16 protein-coding genes are annotated in these 16,909 nt (G+C 40.7%); 13 read left to right on the forward strand and 3 right to left on the reverse strand.

All coding sequences use genetic code 11. The features are described from left to right. Positions 1-551: 551 nt before the first annotated feature. From CWB78_RS10320 to CWB78_RS10330, 3 genes are all read right to left on the reverse strand, one after another. Positions 552-2,576, reverse strand: a complete 2,025-nt coding sequence (locus CWB78_RS10320) for a S9 family peptidase (protein ID WP_138595413.1) — start codon at positions 2,574-2,576, stop codon at positions 552-554. A 158-nt stretch (positions 2,577-2,734) separates the two neighbouring features. Further along, positions 2,735-3,469, reverse strand: coding sequence for a 5-oxoprolinase subunit PxpA (locus CWB78_RS10325; RefSeq protein WP_138595415.1), 735 nt, complete (start codon positions 3,467-3,469; stop codon positions 2,735-2,737). A gap of 1 nt (position 3,470) precedes the next feature. Continuing rightward, positions 3,471-5,282, reverse strand: a complete 1,812-nt coding sequence (locus CWB78_RS10330; RefSeq protein ID WP_138595417.1) for a glycoside hydrolase family 3 protein — start codon at positions 5,280-5,282, stop codon at positions 3,471-3,473. Between the two features lie 255 nt (positions 5,283-5,537). On the opposite strand from CWB78_RS10330, the gene CWB78_RS10335 reads away from it, so the two are divergent. From CWB78_RS10335 to CWB78_RS10395, 13 genes are all read left to right on the forward strand, one after another. After that, entirely contained in the window at positions 5,538-7,100 is a 1,563-nt protein-coding gene (locus CWB78_RS10335) for a sensor domain-containing diguanylate cyclase (RefSeq protein WP_502705093.1), read from the forward strand. Between the two features lie 95 nt (positions 7,101-7,195). Continuing rightward, the gene (locus CWB78_RS10340) at positions 7,196-7,849 is read left to right on the forward strand and encodes a thermostable hemolysin (protein ID WP_138595419.1); all 654 of its coding nucleotides are present in this window, start codon (positions 7,196-7,198) and stop codon (positions 7,847-7,849) included. Continuing rightward, a complete protein-coding gene (locus CWB78_RS10345) occupies positions 7,846-9,324 on the forward strand; it encodes an AMP-binding protein (RefSeq protein WP_138595421.1) in 1,479 nt (492 codons plus the stop codon). The genes CWB78_RS10340 and CWB78_RS10345 overlap by 4 nt, the downstream gene beginning before the upstream one ends. Next, positions 9,317-10,006 (forward strand): iron-containing redox enzyme family protein, encoded by a 690-nt coding sequence (locus CWB78_RS10350; RefSeq protein WP_109875043.1) that lies wholly within the window; start codon positions 9,317-9,319, stop codon positions 10,004-10,006. The genes CWB78_RS10345 and CWB78_RS10350 overlap by 8 nt, the downstream gene beginning before the upstream one ends. After that, positions 10,003-10,773, forward strand: coding sequence for an SDR family oxidoreductase (locus CWB78_RS10355; protein ID WP_109875044.1), 771 nt, complete (start codon positions 10,003-10,005; stop codon positions 10,771-10,773). The genes CWB78_RS10350 and CWB78_RS10355 overlap by 4 nt, the downstream gene beginning before the upstream one ends. 13 nt (positions 10,774-10,786) lie before the next feature. Further along, positions 10,787-11,434, forward strand: a complete 648-nt coding sequence (locus CWB78_RS10360) for a hypothetical protein (protein ID WP_138595423.1) — start codon at positions 10,787-10,789, stop codon at positions 11,432-11,434. Between the two features lie 11 nt (positions 11,435-11,445). Beyond that, positions 11,446-12,105, forward strand: a complete 660-nt coding sequence (locus CWB78_RS10365) for a response regulator (RefSeq protein WP_075170099.1) — start codon at positions 11,446-11,448, stop codon at positions 12,103-12,105. 62 nt (positions 12,106-12,167) lie between these two features. Further along, on the forward strand, positions 12,168-13,469 hold the full coding sequence (locus tag CWB78_RS10370; RefSeq protein ID WP_054201478.1) for an ATP-binding protein: 1,302 nt from the start codon (positions 12,168-12,170) through the stop codon (positions 13,467-13,469). Beyond that, positions 13,462-13,815, forward strand: coding sequence for a cupredoxin domain-containing protein (locus CWB78_RS10375; RefSeq protein ID WP_010388691.1), 354 nt, complete (start codon positions 13,462-13,464; stop codon positions 13,813-13,815). The genes CWB78_RS10370 and CWB78_RS10375 overlap by 8 nt, the downstream gene beginning before the upstream one ends. After that, the gene (locus tag CWB78_RS10380; RefSeq protein ID WP_138595425.1) at positions 13,802-14,542 is read left to right on the forward strand and encodes an iron transporter; all 741 of its coding nucleotides are present in this window, start codon (positions 13,802-13,804) and stop codon (positions 14,540-14,542) included. The genes CWB78_RS10375 and CWB78_RS10380 overlap by 14 nt, the downstream gene beginning before the upstream one ends. Continuing rightward, positions 14,539-15,252, forward strand: coding sequence for a hypothetical protein (locus CWB78_RS10385; protein WP_055011595.1), 714 nt, complete (start codon positions 14,539-14,541; stop codon positions 15,250-15,252). The genes CWB78_RS10380 and CWB78_RS10385 overlap by 4 nt, the downstream gene beginning before the upstream one ends. A gap of 261 nt (positions 15,253-15,513) precedes the next feature. Then, a complete protein-coding gene (locus CWB78_RS10390; RefSeq protein ID WP_008467029.1) occupies positions 15,514-15,723 on the forward strand; it encodes a cold-shock protein in 210 nt (69 codons plus the stop codon). A 236-nt stretch (positions 15,724-15,959) separates the two neighbouring features. Then, positions 15,960-16,685 (forward strand): substrate-binding periplasmic protein, encoded by a 726-nt coding sequence (locus CWB78_RS10395; protein ID WP_249930438.1) that lies wholly within the window; start codon positions 15,960-15,962, stop codon positions 16,683-16,685. Positions 16,686-16,909: the final 224 nt, after the last annotated feature.

Below are 16,909 nucleotides of genomic sequence, written 5' to 3' on the forward strand. Positions count from 1 at the left end.
GCAATGCAGCTTAAAAGTGTAAATAAATTTAAAGGATGTTTATGCTCGGCTGTGAGGGCTTTATGTTGATTACGCTTTAACACGGGTAAGCACAATAAATTACCCGCTTTTTACCACATATAGATCAGAGTTTAACTAGCTAGTTAAAATACAGATCAGGTTTTAACTAACAAGGTTAAAAACAGCCATTCTCTTCATCATTAAGGGTAGATTTGCCTTTCTAATCCTCAATTTGAGCATCTAAATGCTTAATTTAAAGATTTTTAACTAGGGTTTAGAAAGTAATAAACCGATTTTTTACTAACTGTCGCACCTTATAAAACATTTTTTTACTAACTGAGGGCTTATAAACAGTGACTCAAACCGAATTTTTACTAACTCAAAGGGGCTGAGTTAGTATAAACCGAATTTTTACCAACTCAGTTTGAAGCTAAGTCCGATATTTAGCTAAAGTATGTAAGGGATTACTCACATTATTGCTGTAAAGGGGGTTTACACTTGTGAGCTTCGAGCAACGAGCTTGTATAGCTCGTCACCCATAACTCGACGTTTTACTTCGAATGCTTATCAAACCACCACTGAATGTAAGCCACTTTGGTCATTAAATTTGATGGACGGGCAGTTATACCATGTGAAGCGTTTGGAATGCGCACCATCGCGGTATCAACCCCCTGTAATTTTAAGGCTTGATAAAACTGCTCAGTTTCTGAAATTGGCGTACGGTAGTCTGCTTCACCAGTCAGAAGCATGGTTGGGGTTTTAACATTGCCAACATAACTGATTGGTGAGCGCTTCATATAATGCTCAATATGGTCCCAAGGTTTACCTGGAAACCAATAATCGGCAAAAAATGGATAGAAGTCGGCAGTTAGTACAAAGCTGATCCAATTAATAACTGGTTTTGCAACCACAGCTGCAGCAAAGCGATCCGTATGGCCTACAATCCACGCGGTTAATACACCGCCGCCAGAGCCACCGGTAACGAATAATTTAGACTCATCAATAAAACCTTTATCGATTAGCGCGTCAACACCTGTCATTAAATCATCGTAATCATTGCTTGGGTAATTATGATGAATAGTTTGCGCAAACTCTTTACCGTACGAGTCACTGCCTCGCGGGTTCATGTATAAAACAACATTTCCTTTGGCGGCAAATAGTTGTACTTCGGCACTAAAGTGAGGGCCATAGTTAGCAACAGGGCCACCGTGAATTTCAAGCACCAGTGGGTATTTTTTTGATTTATCAAAACCCGGCGGGTAAGCAACCCAGCCTTGTATTGGTAACTCGTCGTGGCTTGATTTTAACCATAGCTCTTCAACCTTAGCGAGCTGCTTAGTTTGTAGTGCATCTGAGTTTAAATCGGTTAAACGCTTTATTGAGCCACGCTTTATTGTTGCAACATCAGCTGGACGCTGAGTATCAGCCAGTGTAAACACAATGTCACCATTTTCACTAATATCAAAATCACCACCAGAATAAGGGCGGCCAAACGCCACGCTACCTATTTGTTCGGTAATCACCTTACGTTTACCACTTCGAGGTTGATAAGCGAGTGCGGTTTGGCCTTCATCGGCATAGCTAAAATAGAGGCCTTTTGAATTTGCGCTCCATTGTATTTGACCAACGCTGCGATCGAAATCGCTAGTCAGACTTTGAGTATCGCCAGTTTTCAAATCACGAATATAAAGCTGAGTATTTTCATAATTAGTGCGCTTGTCATCGTAGCCAGTATAAGCAAGGTACTGACCGTTAGGTGATACTTGAGGTTGTTGATCTGGACCATTACGATCGGTCAGTGGGGTGATCTCTAATGTGCTTAAATTAAGTTGGTACACTTCACTATTGGTAGGCTTGAGCGCATGTTCAGCGTGTCTATTCGCTGAAAAAAATACTGATTCGCCGTTTTTACTAAAGCTTACACCGCCATTGTAATCAAAGTTATCGTTAGTGAGTTGTTGTGCATTGCCGCCATTCGCATTAAGAGTAAATAGCTGATTAAATCCTTTTTGACTATAGCCACTGCCATCTGCACGGTAGTAAACATCGTCAATAAATTTAGCTGGCTCTGCCCAGCTAGCACCTTTAGGTTTACCAGGCAAACTGACAGGAGGTGAGCTTATTTCAGGAACAAACATACTAAACACCAGTTGTTTAGAGTTAGGTGACCAAGTTATTGAGCGAGGTGCATTAGTAAGGTTACTAATTTTTGCCACAGCTCCAGTTTTAAGCCACTTCATATATATTTGATTACTGCCATCTCTGTTAGAGATAAACGCAAGGCGCTGCCCATCGGGTGACAACACAGGCGAGTAGTCCATAAATACACCAGATGTTAATGGCTGTAGTTGTTCTGTGTTGTAATCAACAGACCAAATATTACCGACTTTGCGATCGGTTTTAATATCCATGCGGTTACGAACGAAATACACTGTTTTACCGTCTTCGGTGATGTCTATTTGGTTGGCATATTCTAAGTTGAATATATCTTGAAGTTGCAATGTGTGTGTATTGTCGTTTGCGCTGGCAAAATGGCTTGCGCTAAATATAAGACTAAGTGCTAAAAACTGTTTCATTATTAATCCCTGTTGTTAACTTATGTACAGTTATAAGTGAGGGATTATTAAATTAACAGCACAATGCGATGAAGCCCATAATTAACTCTATGAGCATTAATTCAATGAGGTTACAAAGGCTGTAAAGGGGGTTTACAGCTTAATCTGAATTTTTAACTTTAGCTATTGGCTGAGCAAAGCGCTTTTATCTCTTCAATAATTGCAATGCCTTGGGGGTTATCGCCATGCACGCAGATGCTGTCAGCAACTAGTTTCAACGGTTTTCCAGATTGAGTAGTTACACTTTTACCGGTTAAAAGCTGCTTAACCTGAGCTAATAATGCGTCTTTGCTATGCACACTGCCCGGTATATTTCGTGCTACTAATTGCCCTTGGTCTGTGTATTGCCTGTCTGCGAACGCCTCTAATATCAGTGTGAGCCCAAGGTGCCGTGCCATTGTTTGATGTAGCTTGGCATCGGCTGTGGCGAGTATCATCAACTTTAAGTTAGCAGGGTAACTGGCAACCGCACCCATAACAGTGGTAAGCAATTGCTGGTTGTTCATCATGTCGTTATACAGCGCACCATGGGGTTTTACATAGCTAAGGGTTAGCCCTTGTACTTTTGCCATGCCATCAAGGGCAGCTATTTGATAGTGCAAACATTGAGTGAGCTCAGTCACACTCATACTCATTGAGCGCCTGCCAAACCCTTGTTTATCAGGGTAGCTTGGATGAGCGCCAATCATAACATTATGTTGTTTAGCTAGCTTTAGGGTATGCGCCATTACACTCGAATCACCAGCATGAAAGCCACAAGCAATATTTGCCATATCAATATGTGGCATAACGTCGTTATCAAGGCCCATTTGCCATGCACCAAAGCTCTCGCCTAAATCACAATTAAGTTTCATATTAATGGCTCTTCGATTGTTTAATAGTGACTGGTAACTGGCCTTTTGCAGGGGCTTGGCCAAATAATACTTTTGCCAGTGCAGTAAAAGCAGGCCCAGACACCAGATCGTTTTTATCTACATCAATATTATAAGCGTATGAGGCAAGCACTGCATCAGCATAGTTACCAAATTGAGCAATGTCATACGGTGCTCGCAAACTAATAAATACCGTTGGAGTGTTTTTTTGTTTAGCCATTTTTAGTAATGATTCAAGCGCTTTGGGTTGCTCTGCGTTATTTAAGGCAAAGTTTGGGTTATCGGCTAAATCATCCATACCGCCAATTTCCACGGCACTTTGGTTCGGTGTTGCATTGCCAGCAATAACAATACTTGCTTGGTTTATGTTGCCCTGCGCTTCATCTGGGTCAAAGCCCTGTAAGCTGCTGCAACTAAAACTGAGTGGTTGTGAACTTAACGCACTAATTGCTTGTTGCATTGCCATGCACTTGCGGGTGTCAGGCATAATAATATGAATATGCTGATCAGCGCCAAGTTTAAGCGGCAAGGTATTATTGTTATTTTTTATTTGGGTAATTGCCGCTAATGCCAGAGATGCTTCTAATTCACGATGTGCTTTATTACCAATAATGTGTTTTGCATTAGCCAATGCATTAATGGGGTTAGGCAAAGCGTTTAATTTAAACTTACTTTTAAGCGAGGTAATACGCTGCGTCGAATGGGCAATTTCATGTGCGTCTAGTTGCCCTGTTTTAACCGCACTAATTAAAGAGTCAATGAGCGCATCAAGCTTATTTATATCCTCAGGCGTTCTAATTTCTATTGGCATTAGCGCTATATCAACCCCAGCTGCAAAAGTGTTTACAACTGCTTGGGTAGGGCTGAAAAAATGACTTATACCGGCCATATCCAGTGCATCGGTTACCACTACGCCTTGATAGTTAAGCTCTTTACGAAGAATATCGGTCATGATTTTACGCGACATGGTCGCGGGTTTTATCATTTGCTTACCCTCTACATTGGTTAATGTACTGCTATCAAGCTCAGGGTATTGAATATGCGCGGTCATTATCATCCCCGGACTATGCTGCTCAATAATGTGTTTAAAGGGCGCTAAATCTTGAGCGTAAATAACTTCTTTTGAATGCATCACTCTAGGTAAGCCTGTATGGCTATCTACATTGGTATCGCCATGTCCTGGAAAGTGCTTTATAGCGCTAATAATCCCGTTTTTTTCAAATTCACTAACTTGTGCCGCACCCAGTACCGCTACTTCATCGGGGTTTTCACTAAAAGAGCGTACATTAATGACCGGATTGTCAGGATTCATGTTCACATCAACGGTTGGCGCATAATTTACATTAATGCCAAGCGCTGAGAGTTCAGTAGCCAATACGTTCGCCGTTTGGGTTGCGAAATAAGTGCCATGCTCAGGATAAGTTGCGCCAATTGACATATTACCGGTGAATGAAGTGGCCACATCGCGAGGTAAGCGAGCAACGCGTCCGCCCTCCTGGTCAATAGAAATAAACAGCGGTAAGCCTGATTTTGATGCAGATGCAGCTTGTTGTAGTTGCTGATTAAGGCTAATAATTTGTTCGATGCTTTGGGTATTTTCAGAAAACAAAATTACCCCGCCAATATCATAACGACTAATTGCTTTTGCAAGAGTGTCGGGCAATTTGGTTAATGGCATTCTGCAGCGTTTACTACTGCCTTGGTCACAAAAATAGCGCAAATCGAGCATGAGCTTTTGCCCAAGTTGCTGTTTAAGTGACAGCGCAGAATCGGCAAAAGAAGATTTTATTGGCATGAAACATCCGATTAAAAAAAGAGAAGACGATAACAAGTACTTATTTAGCAACACACACCCCAAGGCTAAATAAAAATAAAGTGCACGCAGCTTAACTATTATTGAGCTTAACTGCAAAACCCAGCAAATATAAACCGTATGATTTAATTATCCTTAAAATAACAAAAATTAGGCCACTTAGTTCTATTTATGTATTATATTAATTGTGTATGCAGTGCATAGCAGTCGTTTTTATTTGCTTAGGATGATATTAAGTTGCGTTTTCGATTACCATTTACTTTTAACCTCAGGCAATTAATTCTTTTGTTAGCTATGCCCGCTGCAGCTGCTATTTTGTTTAGTGGTTTATATATTAGTTATCAGGTTCAAAAAGAACGAGTTATTGAAGATACCCTGCAAAGTAATCATGTATTTGCTAGTAAGCTAGCTTCAGCAACTGAGCACTTTTTAGCAGCAGCAATGCAGCAACTTGAGTTTTCAGCCAGTATTATTGCTGAAGATATTACCAACACTGAGTTACTCCAAGCTGAAACCAACCGCCTTTTAGAGCAAACTCAGAGTTTTAATTCGGTTGCTATCAATATGCAAGGTGTGGTTAAAGCAGCTTCACCTATGTCTTTAAATATAATTAATAAAACCGTTAATTCAGTCCATTCTAAGCAAGCTCTTAAATCGCAGCAGCCGCAGGTTAGCCTGCCTTACATTTCGCTGGCTAATAATTTAATTATTGTTGTCTCCTATCCTCTGTTTGATCTGGCAGGGAATTATTATGGTTATATTGGCGGTAGCTTTTACTTAGAGCAGCAGAGTATTTTAAATGCCTTGTTAAAACAGCATAGTTACGATGGCGGGGCTTACTTTTATGTGGTTGCTGATAACAAAACCTTACTTTACCATCCTGATTCTAAGCGCATTGGCGAGCAAGTATCTAATAACCCAGTAATAGAGCGAGTGTTGCAAGGTGAACGTGGTTACACTCGGATTTTAAATAGTCAAGGAACAGCTATGCTTGCTGGGTTTGCGCCCGTTAAGCTCGCGAATTGGGGGATTGTTGCCCAGAGAAGTGAAGCGACAACACTTGCAAAACTAGATACTTTTCAAGGGCAGGTGCTTAAGCGAATGTTACCCATAGTACTCATTACTTTTTTATTAATTGCTATGTTAGCTCACTATATTGCTAAGCCATTAAGACTGTTAGCCGATAGCGCTAACTTATCAACCGATAAGAAAAACGTAGAACACCTCAAAGGTATTAAGTCTTGGTACTTTGAAAGTCAGCAGCTTAAACATGCAATGCTAGAAGGCGTTCATACTTTGCAATCGCAAATGGGGCAATTACGTCAAGATGCACTCACCGATCCGCTAACTGGCGCGCATAATAGGCGGGGCTTAAACATATTGCTTGAAAACCTAATGGATAAGCAAATACCGTTTGCTGTGCTTGAAATTGATATCGACTTTTTTAAACGGGTTAATGATACGTTTGGCCATGATACGGGTGATGAAGTATTAAAAACCCTTACTCATATTATACAGTCGTTATCGCGCAAGCATGATATTGTGGCACGCACTGGTGGAGAAGAGTTTTTACTGGTGTTGCCAAACGAAAATAGTGATAGTGCATTTGTTATTGCTGAGCGTTTACGCAACCAAGTAGCCACCACATTGATGGCAAAAGTAGGCTATATAAATGTATCGATTGGTATCGCTACTTGGCCACAGCATAGCGATGATATTAACCAAGTATATAAATGTGCTGACAAAGCGCTCTATCACGCTAAAGAAACGGGTCGTAATAAAAGTGTGATCGCCAGCTAAAATTAAATTTATTTTTAAAAATTAACTTACCTTAAGTTTTATTTAAGTTTCACTGATTAAATTTTATCTATAGATTTAATACAGGCGATGCTTATATGCAACTAGCTCAATATCACTCCTCAGCTGCGCTGTTTCAACAGCCTTTTCATTTTGTTAGTGCTACACAAAGTGATAAACACCGTCAGCGCCTTGAAGATACAGTAAAACAAGGCTTTTTCACTGCGTATAATGCAAGCCTAACCTCATTTATGCCATTACTCTGTCAGTATAAAACTGTGCAAGGGCATTGCACATTAGGGCTCAGAAACGCCACTTCCCCTTTATTCATTGAACAATATTTAGCTGCGGCCATTGAACAATTTTTACCACCAGGCACACCGCGAAATAAGGTGTTTGAGCTAGGTAACCTTTGCTCAACACATCGTAAAGCCACGCTATCTCATTTTATTATTGTAAATGAAGCTTTGCGCGGCTTTGGCGCGAGCTACTTAGTGTTTTGCGCTACCAAAAAAGTACGCGCCTTACTGCGCCTACTAGGTGTTACCTGCAACGAAATTGCACTGGCTAATAGCACTGTAGTAGATCAGCCAAAGAGCTGGGGTAGCTATTATGAGAATCAGCCTACGGTGTGCATTGTTAATTTAGCGCAGGCACATCAGCAAGTACTTAACACACCCATGCTGTTAAATATTAAACAGCAAAATACACAACAAATTAATGCCTTGATGACTGCGTTGGAGAGCTTATGAGCCTATTAAATAATATTAATAAGGTAGCGAATGAGCCAGTGGTTGTTAGTTACTTAGCCAATAAAGTGATGCCTATTAGCGTTTTGGAGTTACAACAAGAAACTAATAAGCTGACAGCTATTTTTAACGCTTTAGATTCTGGTGCAATTGCCTTCCAGCTTGATAATACTCCAGCTTGGCTGGTTGTTGATGCCGCAACCAGTGCTGCAAACAAGGTTGCGGTGCCTATCGCCCATTTTTTTAGTCAGCAGCAAACACAGTATGTGCTAGCGCAATGCGGTGCGCAGTTTTTTATTAGTGATATGCCTCGTCATTCGCTTGGTAAGCATTCATTGTCGGTAACATTATTTGAGCATTATACCCTTTATATTTATCAGCTCGATGCGATTGAGCCCGTGGACTATTTTACTGGTACGCAAAAAATTACATTTACTTCAGGTTCTACTGGTGAGCCAAAAGGGGTGTGCTTATCAACACAAAGCCAGATGCAGGTAGCTCAGTCATTATGTGAGCAAATAAACATTAGTAACCCCGTGCATTTATGCTTACTTCCGCTGCCAGTACTATTGGAAAATATAGCGGGTGTGTATGCGCCTTTGTTAAGTGGCGGTTGTGTACATTTAATGCCGCTAAACGAATTAGGTTTTGTTGGCTCAGGGTTAAAAAACCCTAACAAACTCATTGGTGCAATCGATAGTGTGAAACCTAACACCCTTATTTTAGTGCCTGAGTTATTAACGTGTTTAGTTGCCTTTGCAAAGCAAGGCTGGCAGCCACCAAAGTCACTTAAGTTTATTGCTGTTGGCGGAGCAAGGGTTAGTGAATCTTTAATTTTAACTGCACGAGAATATAACCTACCGGTTTATCAAGGGTATGGTTTGTCCGAGGCTGCTTCAGTAGTGAGTTTAAACACCCCCAACTATGACGACATAAATAGCGCTGGTGAAGTATTAGGGCACGTTGAAACGAAAGTTGAAAATGGTGAGTTATTTATTAAAGGAGCGTTATTTTTAGGGTATTTAAATCAAGCGCCGCATAACCCAAATACCTGGTACGCCACTGGCGACTTAGTATCTAAGCGTAATAATAAGCTGTACATAAAAGGGCGAGTAAAAAATCTGATCATCACCAGTATGGGGCGTAATGTTAGCGCCGAATGGCCTGAATCATTAATTTTAAGCCAAAGTGCGATACAGCAAGCGGTGGTGTTTGGTGAAAGCCAGCCATTTTTAAGCGCGCTTATTTATGCGGCTCCCGGATTTAGTGATGAGCAATTAAAAGCACATTTAAAAACAGTAAACCAGCAACTTCCTGACTACGCACAGATTAAAAAGTGGCATCGTTTGGCCCAACCTTTAAACGAGCAGCAAGGATTATTAACCGCTAATAATCGCCCTAAACGAGCGGCAATTAGCCAGCACTACAGCCCTATTTTTGAACAGTTTTACCGACTTGGAGAAGTGATCCATGAGTGATTTTTTTAATACAATAAAAGCACAAACTCAAAACGAGCGTGAGTACTTATTAGCTGCGCCAATTATACAGCGTGTATTTAACGGACAAGCAACACTTGAAGAGTATGCCTCGTTTTTAGCGCAGGCTTATCATCATGTAAAACACACCGTTCCTTTAATGATGTCACTTGGCGCACGTTTGTCTGACGAGCAAGAATGGTTACGAGAAGCGGTAGCTGAATATATTGAAGAAGAAATTGGTCATCAAGAGTGGGTGCTAAACGACATTGCAGCCTGTGGGTTTGATAAAGAAAGTGTGCGCTATAGTCAGCCACAATTCGCCACTGAAATGATGGTGTCGTATGCCTACGATAGTATTGCACGTAAAAATCCGCTTAGCTTTTTTGGCATGGTGCACGTATTAGAGGGGACCTCAATTGCGCTTGCTGATGGAGCCGCATCAAACATAGCAAATGCAGTAGGACTTCCTAAAAAAGCGTTTAGCTATTTAACCTCTCACGGCGCGCTTGATATAGAGCATGTTAAGTTTTTTGAAAACTTAATGAATCAAATTACCGACGAGGCGGATCAGCAGGCTATTTTACATGGTGCAAAATGTTTTTATCGTTTGTACGGCGATATTTTTCGCGCTTTAGACGACGAGCCGTTTTTTAAAGCATCAGCACAAGAGCAACACGCATGAATACCGGCTTATGTGTATTAACTGGTGCGACAGGTGGAATTGGTCAAGCCATTGCCAAAACACTACACGGCCAAGGTTGGCAACTACTCTTGGTGGGGCGAAATAGTGATGCCCTCAATACGCTAAGTAGTCAATGTCCCGGTAGTATAGTTTTTGTGGGGGACTTAACGATTGCCGAAAACATGTTGGCACTAGCCATTAAAGCCAAAAAATTAGGGGGCGCTAAGTTACTCATAAACAATGCAGGCATTAATGTAATGCAAAGCTTAAGTGCATCGAGTAGTGAGCAAATTGATAATCTACTGAGCACTAATTTAGCCGTCCCTATGAAATTATGTCAGCTGTTTTTAGCGCAATTGCATGCGAATAAAGGCTCCATAGTTAATGTTGGGTCGTCATTTGGCAGTATAGGTTACCCATATCAAACACTTTACTGTGCTAGTAAGTTCGGTTTACGTGGTTTTAGCGAAGCGCTATCACGAGAGCTTTCAGATACACCTGTTAAAGTTAGTTATTTAGCACCAAGAGCAACCGATACAGATATTAATGATGCACAAACACGAGCAATGAATAAGGCGCTTGGTAATCAAATGGACTCCCCGCAGTTGGTGGCTGATGAGTTAGTTGCGTTATTAAACTCAAATAAAACCAGACGATTTATTGGTTTTCCTGAGAAACTTTTTGCACGTATCAATGGTGTTTTTCCACGTATTGTGGATAACGCAATTGCTAAACAGCTCCCTAAAATAAAACAGTTTTTAGGTTAATAGAGGATTTATTATGAAAAAATTTACTTTAGTAGCTTATTTAAGCATTGTTAGTGTGTTTTCATCGCCGGTATTTGCAGACGAACAAAGCGATTTACTCGCTATTCAACAGCAGTGGGCGGTTGCTAATTATGAGCTTAAAGATGATGCACAAATCAAAGCCTTTACTCAACTAAGTGAGCAAAGTGCTCAATTTATTGAAAGCTACCCTGATTCAGCAAGTAGCTATACGTGGAACGGCATTGTACTGGCCAGTTTTGCTGGCGCAAAGGGCGGGTTAGGGGCGCTGGGCTATGCTAAAGATGCAAAAGCGTCATTAGAGCAAGCCCTTAAAATAGACGACAGTGCTTTAGGTGGCTCAGCGTATGCCAGCCTAGCAACCTTATACAGTAAAGTACCGGGATGGCCTATTGGTTTTGGTGATGATGACACCGCCGACAAGTTTTTTAAGCAAGCGCTCGCTTTTAACAAAAAAGGCATTGATACTAACTACTTGTATGGTGAGTTTTTATATGACGAGCGTGAATATGAGCAAGCTAAAGCCCATTTGTTAGTTGCGCAAGCAGCAGGTATTCGTGATACTCGTGCTAAAGCTGATAAATATCGTCAACAAGCAATTAGCTCTTTATTAGCTAAAGTAGATAAAAAACTAAAGAGATAGCAAAATAAACAATGCATTTATTATTAGTTGAAGATGATCATCTTGTGGCGCAAGGGCTTTGCCGCTCATTGCGCCAAGAAGGCTACAGTGTAGAGCATAGCGCAACGGTTAAGCATGCATTGCAATGCTTAGGCAGTGGTGAAATAGAGTTGGTTATACTTGACCTAGGTTTACCCGATGGTGATGGTTCACAAATTCTAAAGCACATAAAAGCGCAAAAAAAAGTGATTCCGGTGGTTATACTAACTGCACGAAGTAGCATAGATGACAAGGTGCAAGGGCTTGATATGGGCGCTGATGATTATTTAGCTAAGCCATTTGAACCAGCCGAATTATTTGCTCGTTTGCGCGTAGCGAGCCGACGAGTAAATCAAGCTCAGTCGAGTTTATTACAGTGTGGTGAAGTGACTATAGACACGTCAGCGCATAGTGTCACACTCAGCAATGAGCTGCTTTCTCTGCCACGAAAAGAATACATGCTGCTAAAGGCACTATTGGAAAACCAAGGTCGCGTGCAATCTAAACAGCAGTTAGAAAACAAACTGTACCAGTGGGGTGAAGAGGTTGGCTCTAACACCATTGAAGTGCATATTCATCACCTACGAAAAAAATTCCCCAGCGATTTTATTAAAACTCTCCGTGGTATTGGTTATGTCGTGGGAAAGAGATAGCTCACGTGATTAAAACGCCCCTAGATTGCACAAACTTGAATTTACAAAGGTAACCATACTCTATGTCAATTCGTAAGCGTTTAACTCTTATTTTACTATCAATGATGGTGTTAACGTGCTTTTTAGCTTTAGTCAAAGGCTACCAAAAAAGTATGAGCCATGGTGAGCAACTACTTGATAGTGAGCTAAAAGTGGTCGCTGGAGTGTTGATGCAACAGCCTTTATCTATAAACGCCATGGCGCCAAAAATGCAAGAAAGCGCCCAGTTACTGTATCAAATTTGGCAAGCTGGTGAGCTCCTTAGTGGCTCTGACGAATTAAATCTTGATTTGAGCCAGTATCAAGCGGGTTTTCAAACGCTTAATATTGCAGGGCAGCGAATGCGGGTATTCGTTTTTGTCACTTCTTTACGCACCGTGGTTGTTGCCGAGCCGATTGCTAAGCGGTTTGAACTTGCCGAGGCGGTGATTTTATCAGCCATGTTGCCTATGCTTTGGGCGGTTCCTTTGCTTGCGCTATTTATTAGCTTTTTTGTTAAATATGCACTGGCACCATTAACCCGTTTATCAAAACAGTTAGCTCTGCGCCAAGCAAATGATTTCACTGCGATCAATTGGCAGGTGACTGATGAAGAGATAAAACCGGTGATCAGCCGCTTAAACGATTTATTTAAACGCGTAGAAACCGCCTATTTACGAGAGCGTTTTTTTGCCTCTGATGCGGCACATGAATTACGTACTCCCCTAAGCAGTTTAAAAATTAATGTGCATAATTTGGCTGCTCAACAAGGCGATAACCAAGAATTACAAGCCATGACACAAGGTATTAATCGACTGTCCAATATAGTAGAGCAAATGCTAATACTAGGGCGTACTCAGCCAGAGCAGTGGCAAAAACAGTTTAAGGAGCAATCATTATTAGCGATCACGCAAGAAGTAGTTAGCCAGTTGTATGAAAAAATAGAGGCTAAAAACCACACTATTAGTCTTGAGGGAGATGACTTTATCATTAACGGTGATGAATTTACCTTAGTGACGTTGATTTCAAACCTACTTAGTAATGCCATAAAGTACGCACCAGCTAATGGACAAATAAAAATAACGCTAAAGCAGATGCACAAGCAGCGTATTTGGCAAATAGAAGACAGTGGCCCAGGTATGACGGACGATCAAAAACAACGGATATTTAATCGCTTCTATCGTGTTGGCGGTGACCAACACCCTTCGGGTGAACAAGGTGCGGGTTTAGGCATGGCAATAGTGCAGCATATTATTGCTATTTATCGCGCTGAAATTCACTTAACGGATAGTGATTTGGGTGGCTTAAAAGTACAGGTAGTTTTTGCAGGAGCTAAATGTGATTAAACGACTTATTAGGCCTTACTTATATTGTTGTGTATTTTTATCATTTAACGCCGCCAGTAAAGACTATCTTATTGTGCTTAAAGATCATTTGTTTTACCCCGCAGAAATCGTCGTACCGGCCAATAAAAAGGTACGCTTGTTAATCGAAAATCAAGATAGTACGCCTGAAGAGTTCGACAGTTTCGATCTCAATCGAGAGAAAGTACTTTACCCTAAGCGTAAAAGCGTTATTTATATCGGGCCGTTAATCCCTGGGCGCTATGAATTTTTTGGCGAGTTTTCGCCCAATACGGCGCGTGGTGCTGTCATAGTGACTGAAAAGGAGCGCTCTAATGCTAATAACTAGCCTAGTGATGAGTCTAAACCAGTTACTGCCGGTGGCCATTTTACTTATTTTACTGCAAGTTGTAGCCAAGCAAAGTTTAATGAAATTGCTGGGAGGGCTTATTTTAGGGAGCGGGCTTTCATTTTTGTTTGTAAAAAGTGCGCCGTTAATTAGCCCCTTGTTTGACTATCAGGGTTTAGAATATGCCCAAATTGGTTTGTGTATTTTAATTTTTATTAGTGCACTGTACTACGCCATTAAACAAGCAACAGCTGCTTTTATGATTGCGATTATCAGTGTAATGACACTTTATTTAAGTCACTACATTATTTACCTGATTGGCTTTTGGCAAAACAACGAAGCGGCTCAAAGTTTATTTATTGGCACTTTTTTAGGCTTGGGAATATGCAGCAGCTTTAGCGTGTTGTTGTATTTTTTATTGAGTGCAACCAAACAGCGCTTTGGGCTTACTCCTTTATTAGTATTGTTGGCATTAAATAGTGCGGCAAAATTAGTTGTGGCGCTTGATTTGGCGAGCCAAATTGATTTGATAGCAACAACGGTAACCGTATGGGATTTACGTGACATTTTAGCCGAAAACTCAGAGTTTGGACGAGTATTGCGCGCTCTGATTGGTTATGAGGCTACGCCTAATTTAACCAGTGTTTTAAGCTATGCGTTGAGCAGCGTGTTATTTTTATCTGTTTGTTATTTTATTCCTAAATTAATCACTAAGGAAAAACCATGAAAGCAATAAACCTATTTGCAGCCACTGTATTAATTGGTTTTTGTTTATTAATACCTAAGCTCGTTTATGCTGATGGCATAGTGGTAGATAAAGTTTATCATCCGTATGTGTTGCCGTTTGAGCGGGAGCTAGAATGGCGGCTTGTGTCGCATCAAACTGATAGTGGTAATATTTTAGCGCAGCGCGTTGGCTTAGGCGGCGCAATAAACGACACCATGGCATTGGAAGGCTACATCGTGGGTGAGCGCGATGATAACGGTGACTTTGGCTTGCAAGCGTATGAGTTAGAGCTTCGTTGGCAGTTAATAGAGCAGGGCAGGCTATGGGCTGATTGGGGCGCATTATTTGAATTTGAAAAACAGCATGACGCCGACGCATACGAAGCAACCTCCGGTTTTGTAATTGAAAAAGAGTTTGGGCGTGCAAGCCTCACCATGAATGCTTTTTTAGTATACGAATGGGGGCAAGATATAGAAAACGAATGGGAAAGCGAGTTTAGAGCGCAATATCGCTACCGATACTTGTCTGCTTTTCAGCCCGCGGTTGAGGTTTATCTTGGTGAAGACTTTGTGGGTATTGGCCCTGGGTTTATAGGCTTGCACCGCTTTGATGGACAAAAACAATTAAAGTGGGAAGCCGGTTTTATTACTGAAATCAGCCAGTCAGAGAAGAATCATAGCTTTAGAATGGCGTTAGAATTTGAGTTTTAAGCTGCTTAAACAAGTGCTTAACATGTAAAGTGGGTTGCGAGGGTTATTTTATTAATTAAATCGCGTAAAGGGTTGACTTGTCACAGTAACTCTATATAGTAGGCCGCAGCTAGAAAGAAAGCATGATAATTTATAAATCTCCATTTCGTTGTTGTATAAGTAATACTTGTAGTACCGTCCTGAAGTTTTTAAGTACCATCTCATTTTTTGCTACACCGCCCATTAGGGCACAATTTAATTTTTTATATCAGGAATAATACTATGTCTAACATCGTATCAGGTACAGTTAAGTGGTTCAACGAGTCTAAAGGTTTTGGTTTCATCGAGCAAGAAAACGGTCCAGACGTTTTCGCACATTTCTCAGCAATCAAAAGCGAAGGTTTCAAAACTTTAGCTGAAGGCCAACGTGTAGAGTTCACTCTTTCACAAGGTCAAAAAGGTCCTCAAGCTGATAACATCACAGCTCTATAATTTTACTTTTTAAGTAAAATGAAAAAAAGCGCTTAAGGCGCTTTTTTTGTGCCCAAAATTTAAGAACATCCCACCACCGCTTTAACATTCCCGTCATTTTATTTCTATTTACGTCATCTGCTATTTTAACATTACAGACAGCGTTATAAATTAATAGTCTCTACGAGTTTTCTAGGTTAAAGTTATTACTTAAATCATAGGGGGTGTGTATCTATAAATTTATACTATTAGCTTTTGTGCTGTTATTTAGCCAAAAAATTCAGGCTGCTGAGCCTAAACTGGTTATTTATACCGAAAGTTTTCCTCCGTATAACTTTCAAGATGGCACTGGCCAATTGGTGGGTATCAATCATGACATAGTAAAAGATACCTGTGCCCGTGCAGCGCTAGAGTGCGAGTTTATAATGCTACCTTGGAAGCGTGCTTACCACTTAGTGCAAAGTAACCCGCAGTCAGCCATTTTTTCTTTGGCAAAAACGCAAGAGCGAGAGCCTCTTTTTAAATGGGTTGGACCCTTGGTGTCAAATCAAACCTATTTTTATAAATTAAAAACCAGTAAACATATTGTCATGGACGATATCACCCAAGCTAAAAACTACTCGCTAGGCATAGTACGAGGCGATATTTATGAAATGCTGGTGCGTCGACTTGGGTTTGTAGCTGATAAAAACTTATTGCTATTTAGTGAAGCAGACTCATTTATGCGTTTGTTTTTTAAAAAACGTATCGATTTAATTATTGGATCTGACTTTACCATAGGCCACCAAACTGAACCATTTGGCTATTCAAGGGATGACGTAGTAAAGCTTAAACAAATTCATGTAGATGAGCTAAAAGGCAATTATATTGGTTTTAATAAGGCTGCCTCACCCGTGGTGGTGGAACGTTTTAATCAAGCATTAAAGCAACTTAAAGCTGAATCTGAGTATAAACCTTATATTAACCGTTACGTTAAAAATTAAATTCATCGCTATCCGACATCATAGTTGAACGCATAGCATTTCACCGCTAGTTAGCCTCTGGGCCACTTTTTCTGATGACTTTAACACTTTGCCTGTGCTGAATTTATACCAATCCGCAATAATACTTAATCATTTTACGGGGGTAAACATGTCGCTACCTGCGTTAAAAAATTCTCATTTACGACTGCATGGATGCAGAAGGTAGAGCAATGCAGGAGCAATTG

Source organism: Pseudoalteromonas sp. S1612 (assembly GCF_005887175.1).
Taxonomy (GTDB): domain Bacteria; phylum Pseudomonadota; class Gammaproteobacteria; order Enterobacterales; family Alteromonadaceae; genus Pseudoalteromonas; species Pseudoalteromonas undina.

What these genes read in the sequence shown, in the direction of transcription:
- CWB78_RS10320 (WP_138595413.1), bottom strand. Translation starts at nt 2,576, where the DNA reads ATGAAACAGTTTTTAGCACTTAGTCTTATATTTAGCGCAAGCCATTTT.
- CWB78_RS10390 (WP_008467029.1), top strand. Translation starts at nt 15,514, where the DNA reads ATGTCTAACATCGTATCAGGTACAGTTAAGTGGTTCAACGAGTCTAAA.
- CWB78_RS10330 (WP_138595417.1), bottom strand. Translation starts at nt 5,282, where the DNA reads ATGCCAATAAAATCTTCTTTTGCCGATTCTGCGCTGTCACTTAAACAG.
- CWB78_RS10380 (WP_138595425.1), top strand. Translation starts at nt 13,802, where the DNA reads ATGCTAATAACTAGCCTAGTGATGAGTCTAAACCAGTTACTGCCGGTG.
- CWB78_RS10340 (WP_138595419.1), top strand. Translation starts at nt 7,196, where the DNA reads ATGCAACTAGCTCAATATCACTCCTCAGCTGCGCTGTTTCAACAGCCT.
- CWB78_RS10370 (WP_054201478.1), top strand. Translation starts at nt 12,168, where the DNA reads ATGTCAATTCGTAAGCGTTTAACTCTTATTTTACTATCAATGATGGTG.
- CWB78_RS10365 (WP_075170099.1), top strand. Translation starts at nt 11,446, where the DNA reads ATGCATTTATTATTAGTTGAAGATGATCATCTTGTGGCGCAAGGGCTT.
- CWB78_RS10355 (WP_109875044.1), top strand. Translation starts at nt 10,003, where the DNA reads ATGAATACCGGCTTATGTGTATTAACTGGTGCGACAGGTGGAATTGGT.
- CWB78_RS10360 (WP_138595423.1), top strand. Translation starts at nt 10,787, where the DNA reads ATGAAAAAATTTACTTTAGTAGCTTATTTAAGCATTGTTAGTGTGTTT.
- CWB78_RS10325 (WP_138595415.1), bottom strand. Translation starts at nt 3,469, where the DNA reads ATGAAACTTAATTGTGATTTAGGCGAGAGCTTTGGTGCATGGCAAATG.
- CWB78_RS10345 (WP_138595421.1), top strand. Translation starts at nt 7,846, where the DNA reads ATGAGCCTATTAAATAATATTAATAAGGTAGCGAATGAGCCAGTGGTT.
- CWB78_RS10385 (WP_055011595.1), top strand. Translation starts at nt 14,539, where the DNA reads ATGAAAGCAATAAACCTATTTGCAGCCACTGTATTAATTGGTTTTTGT.
- CWB78_RS10350 (WP_109875043.1), top strand. Translation starts at nt 9,317, where the DNA reads ATGAGTGATTTTTTTAATACAATAAAAGCACAAACTCAAAACGAGCGT.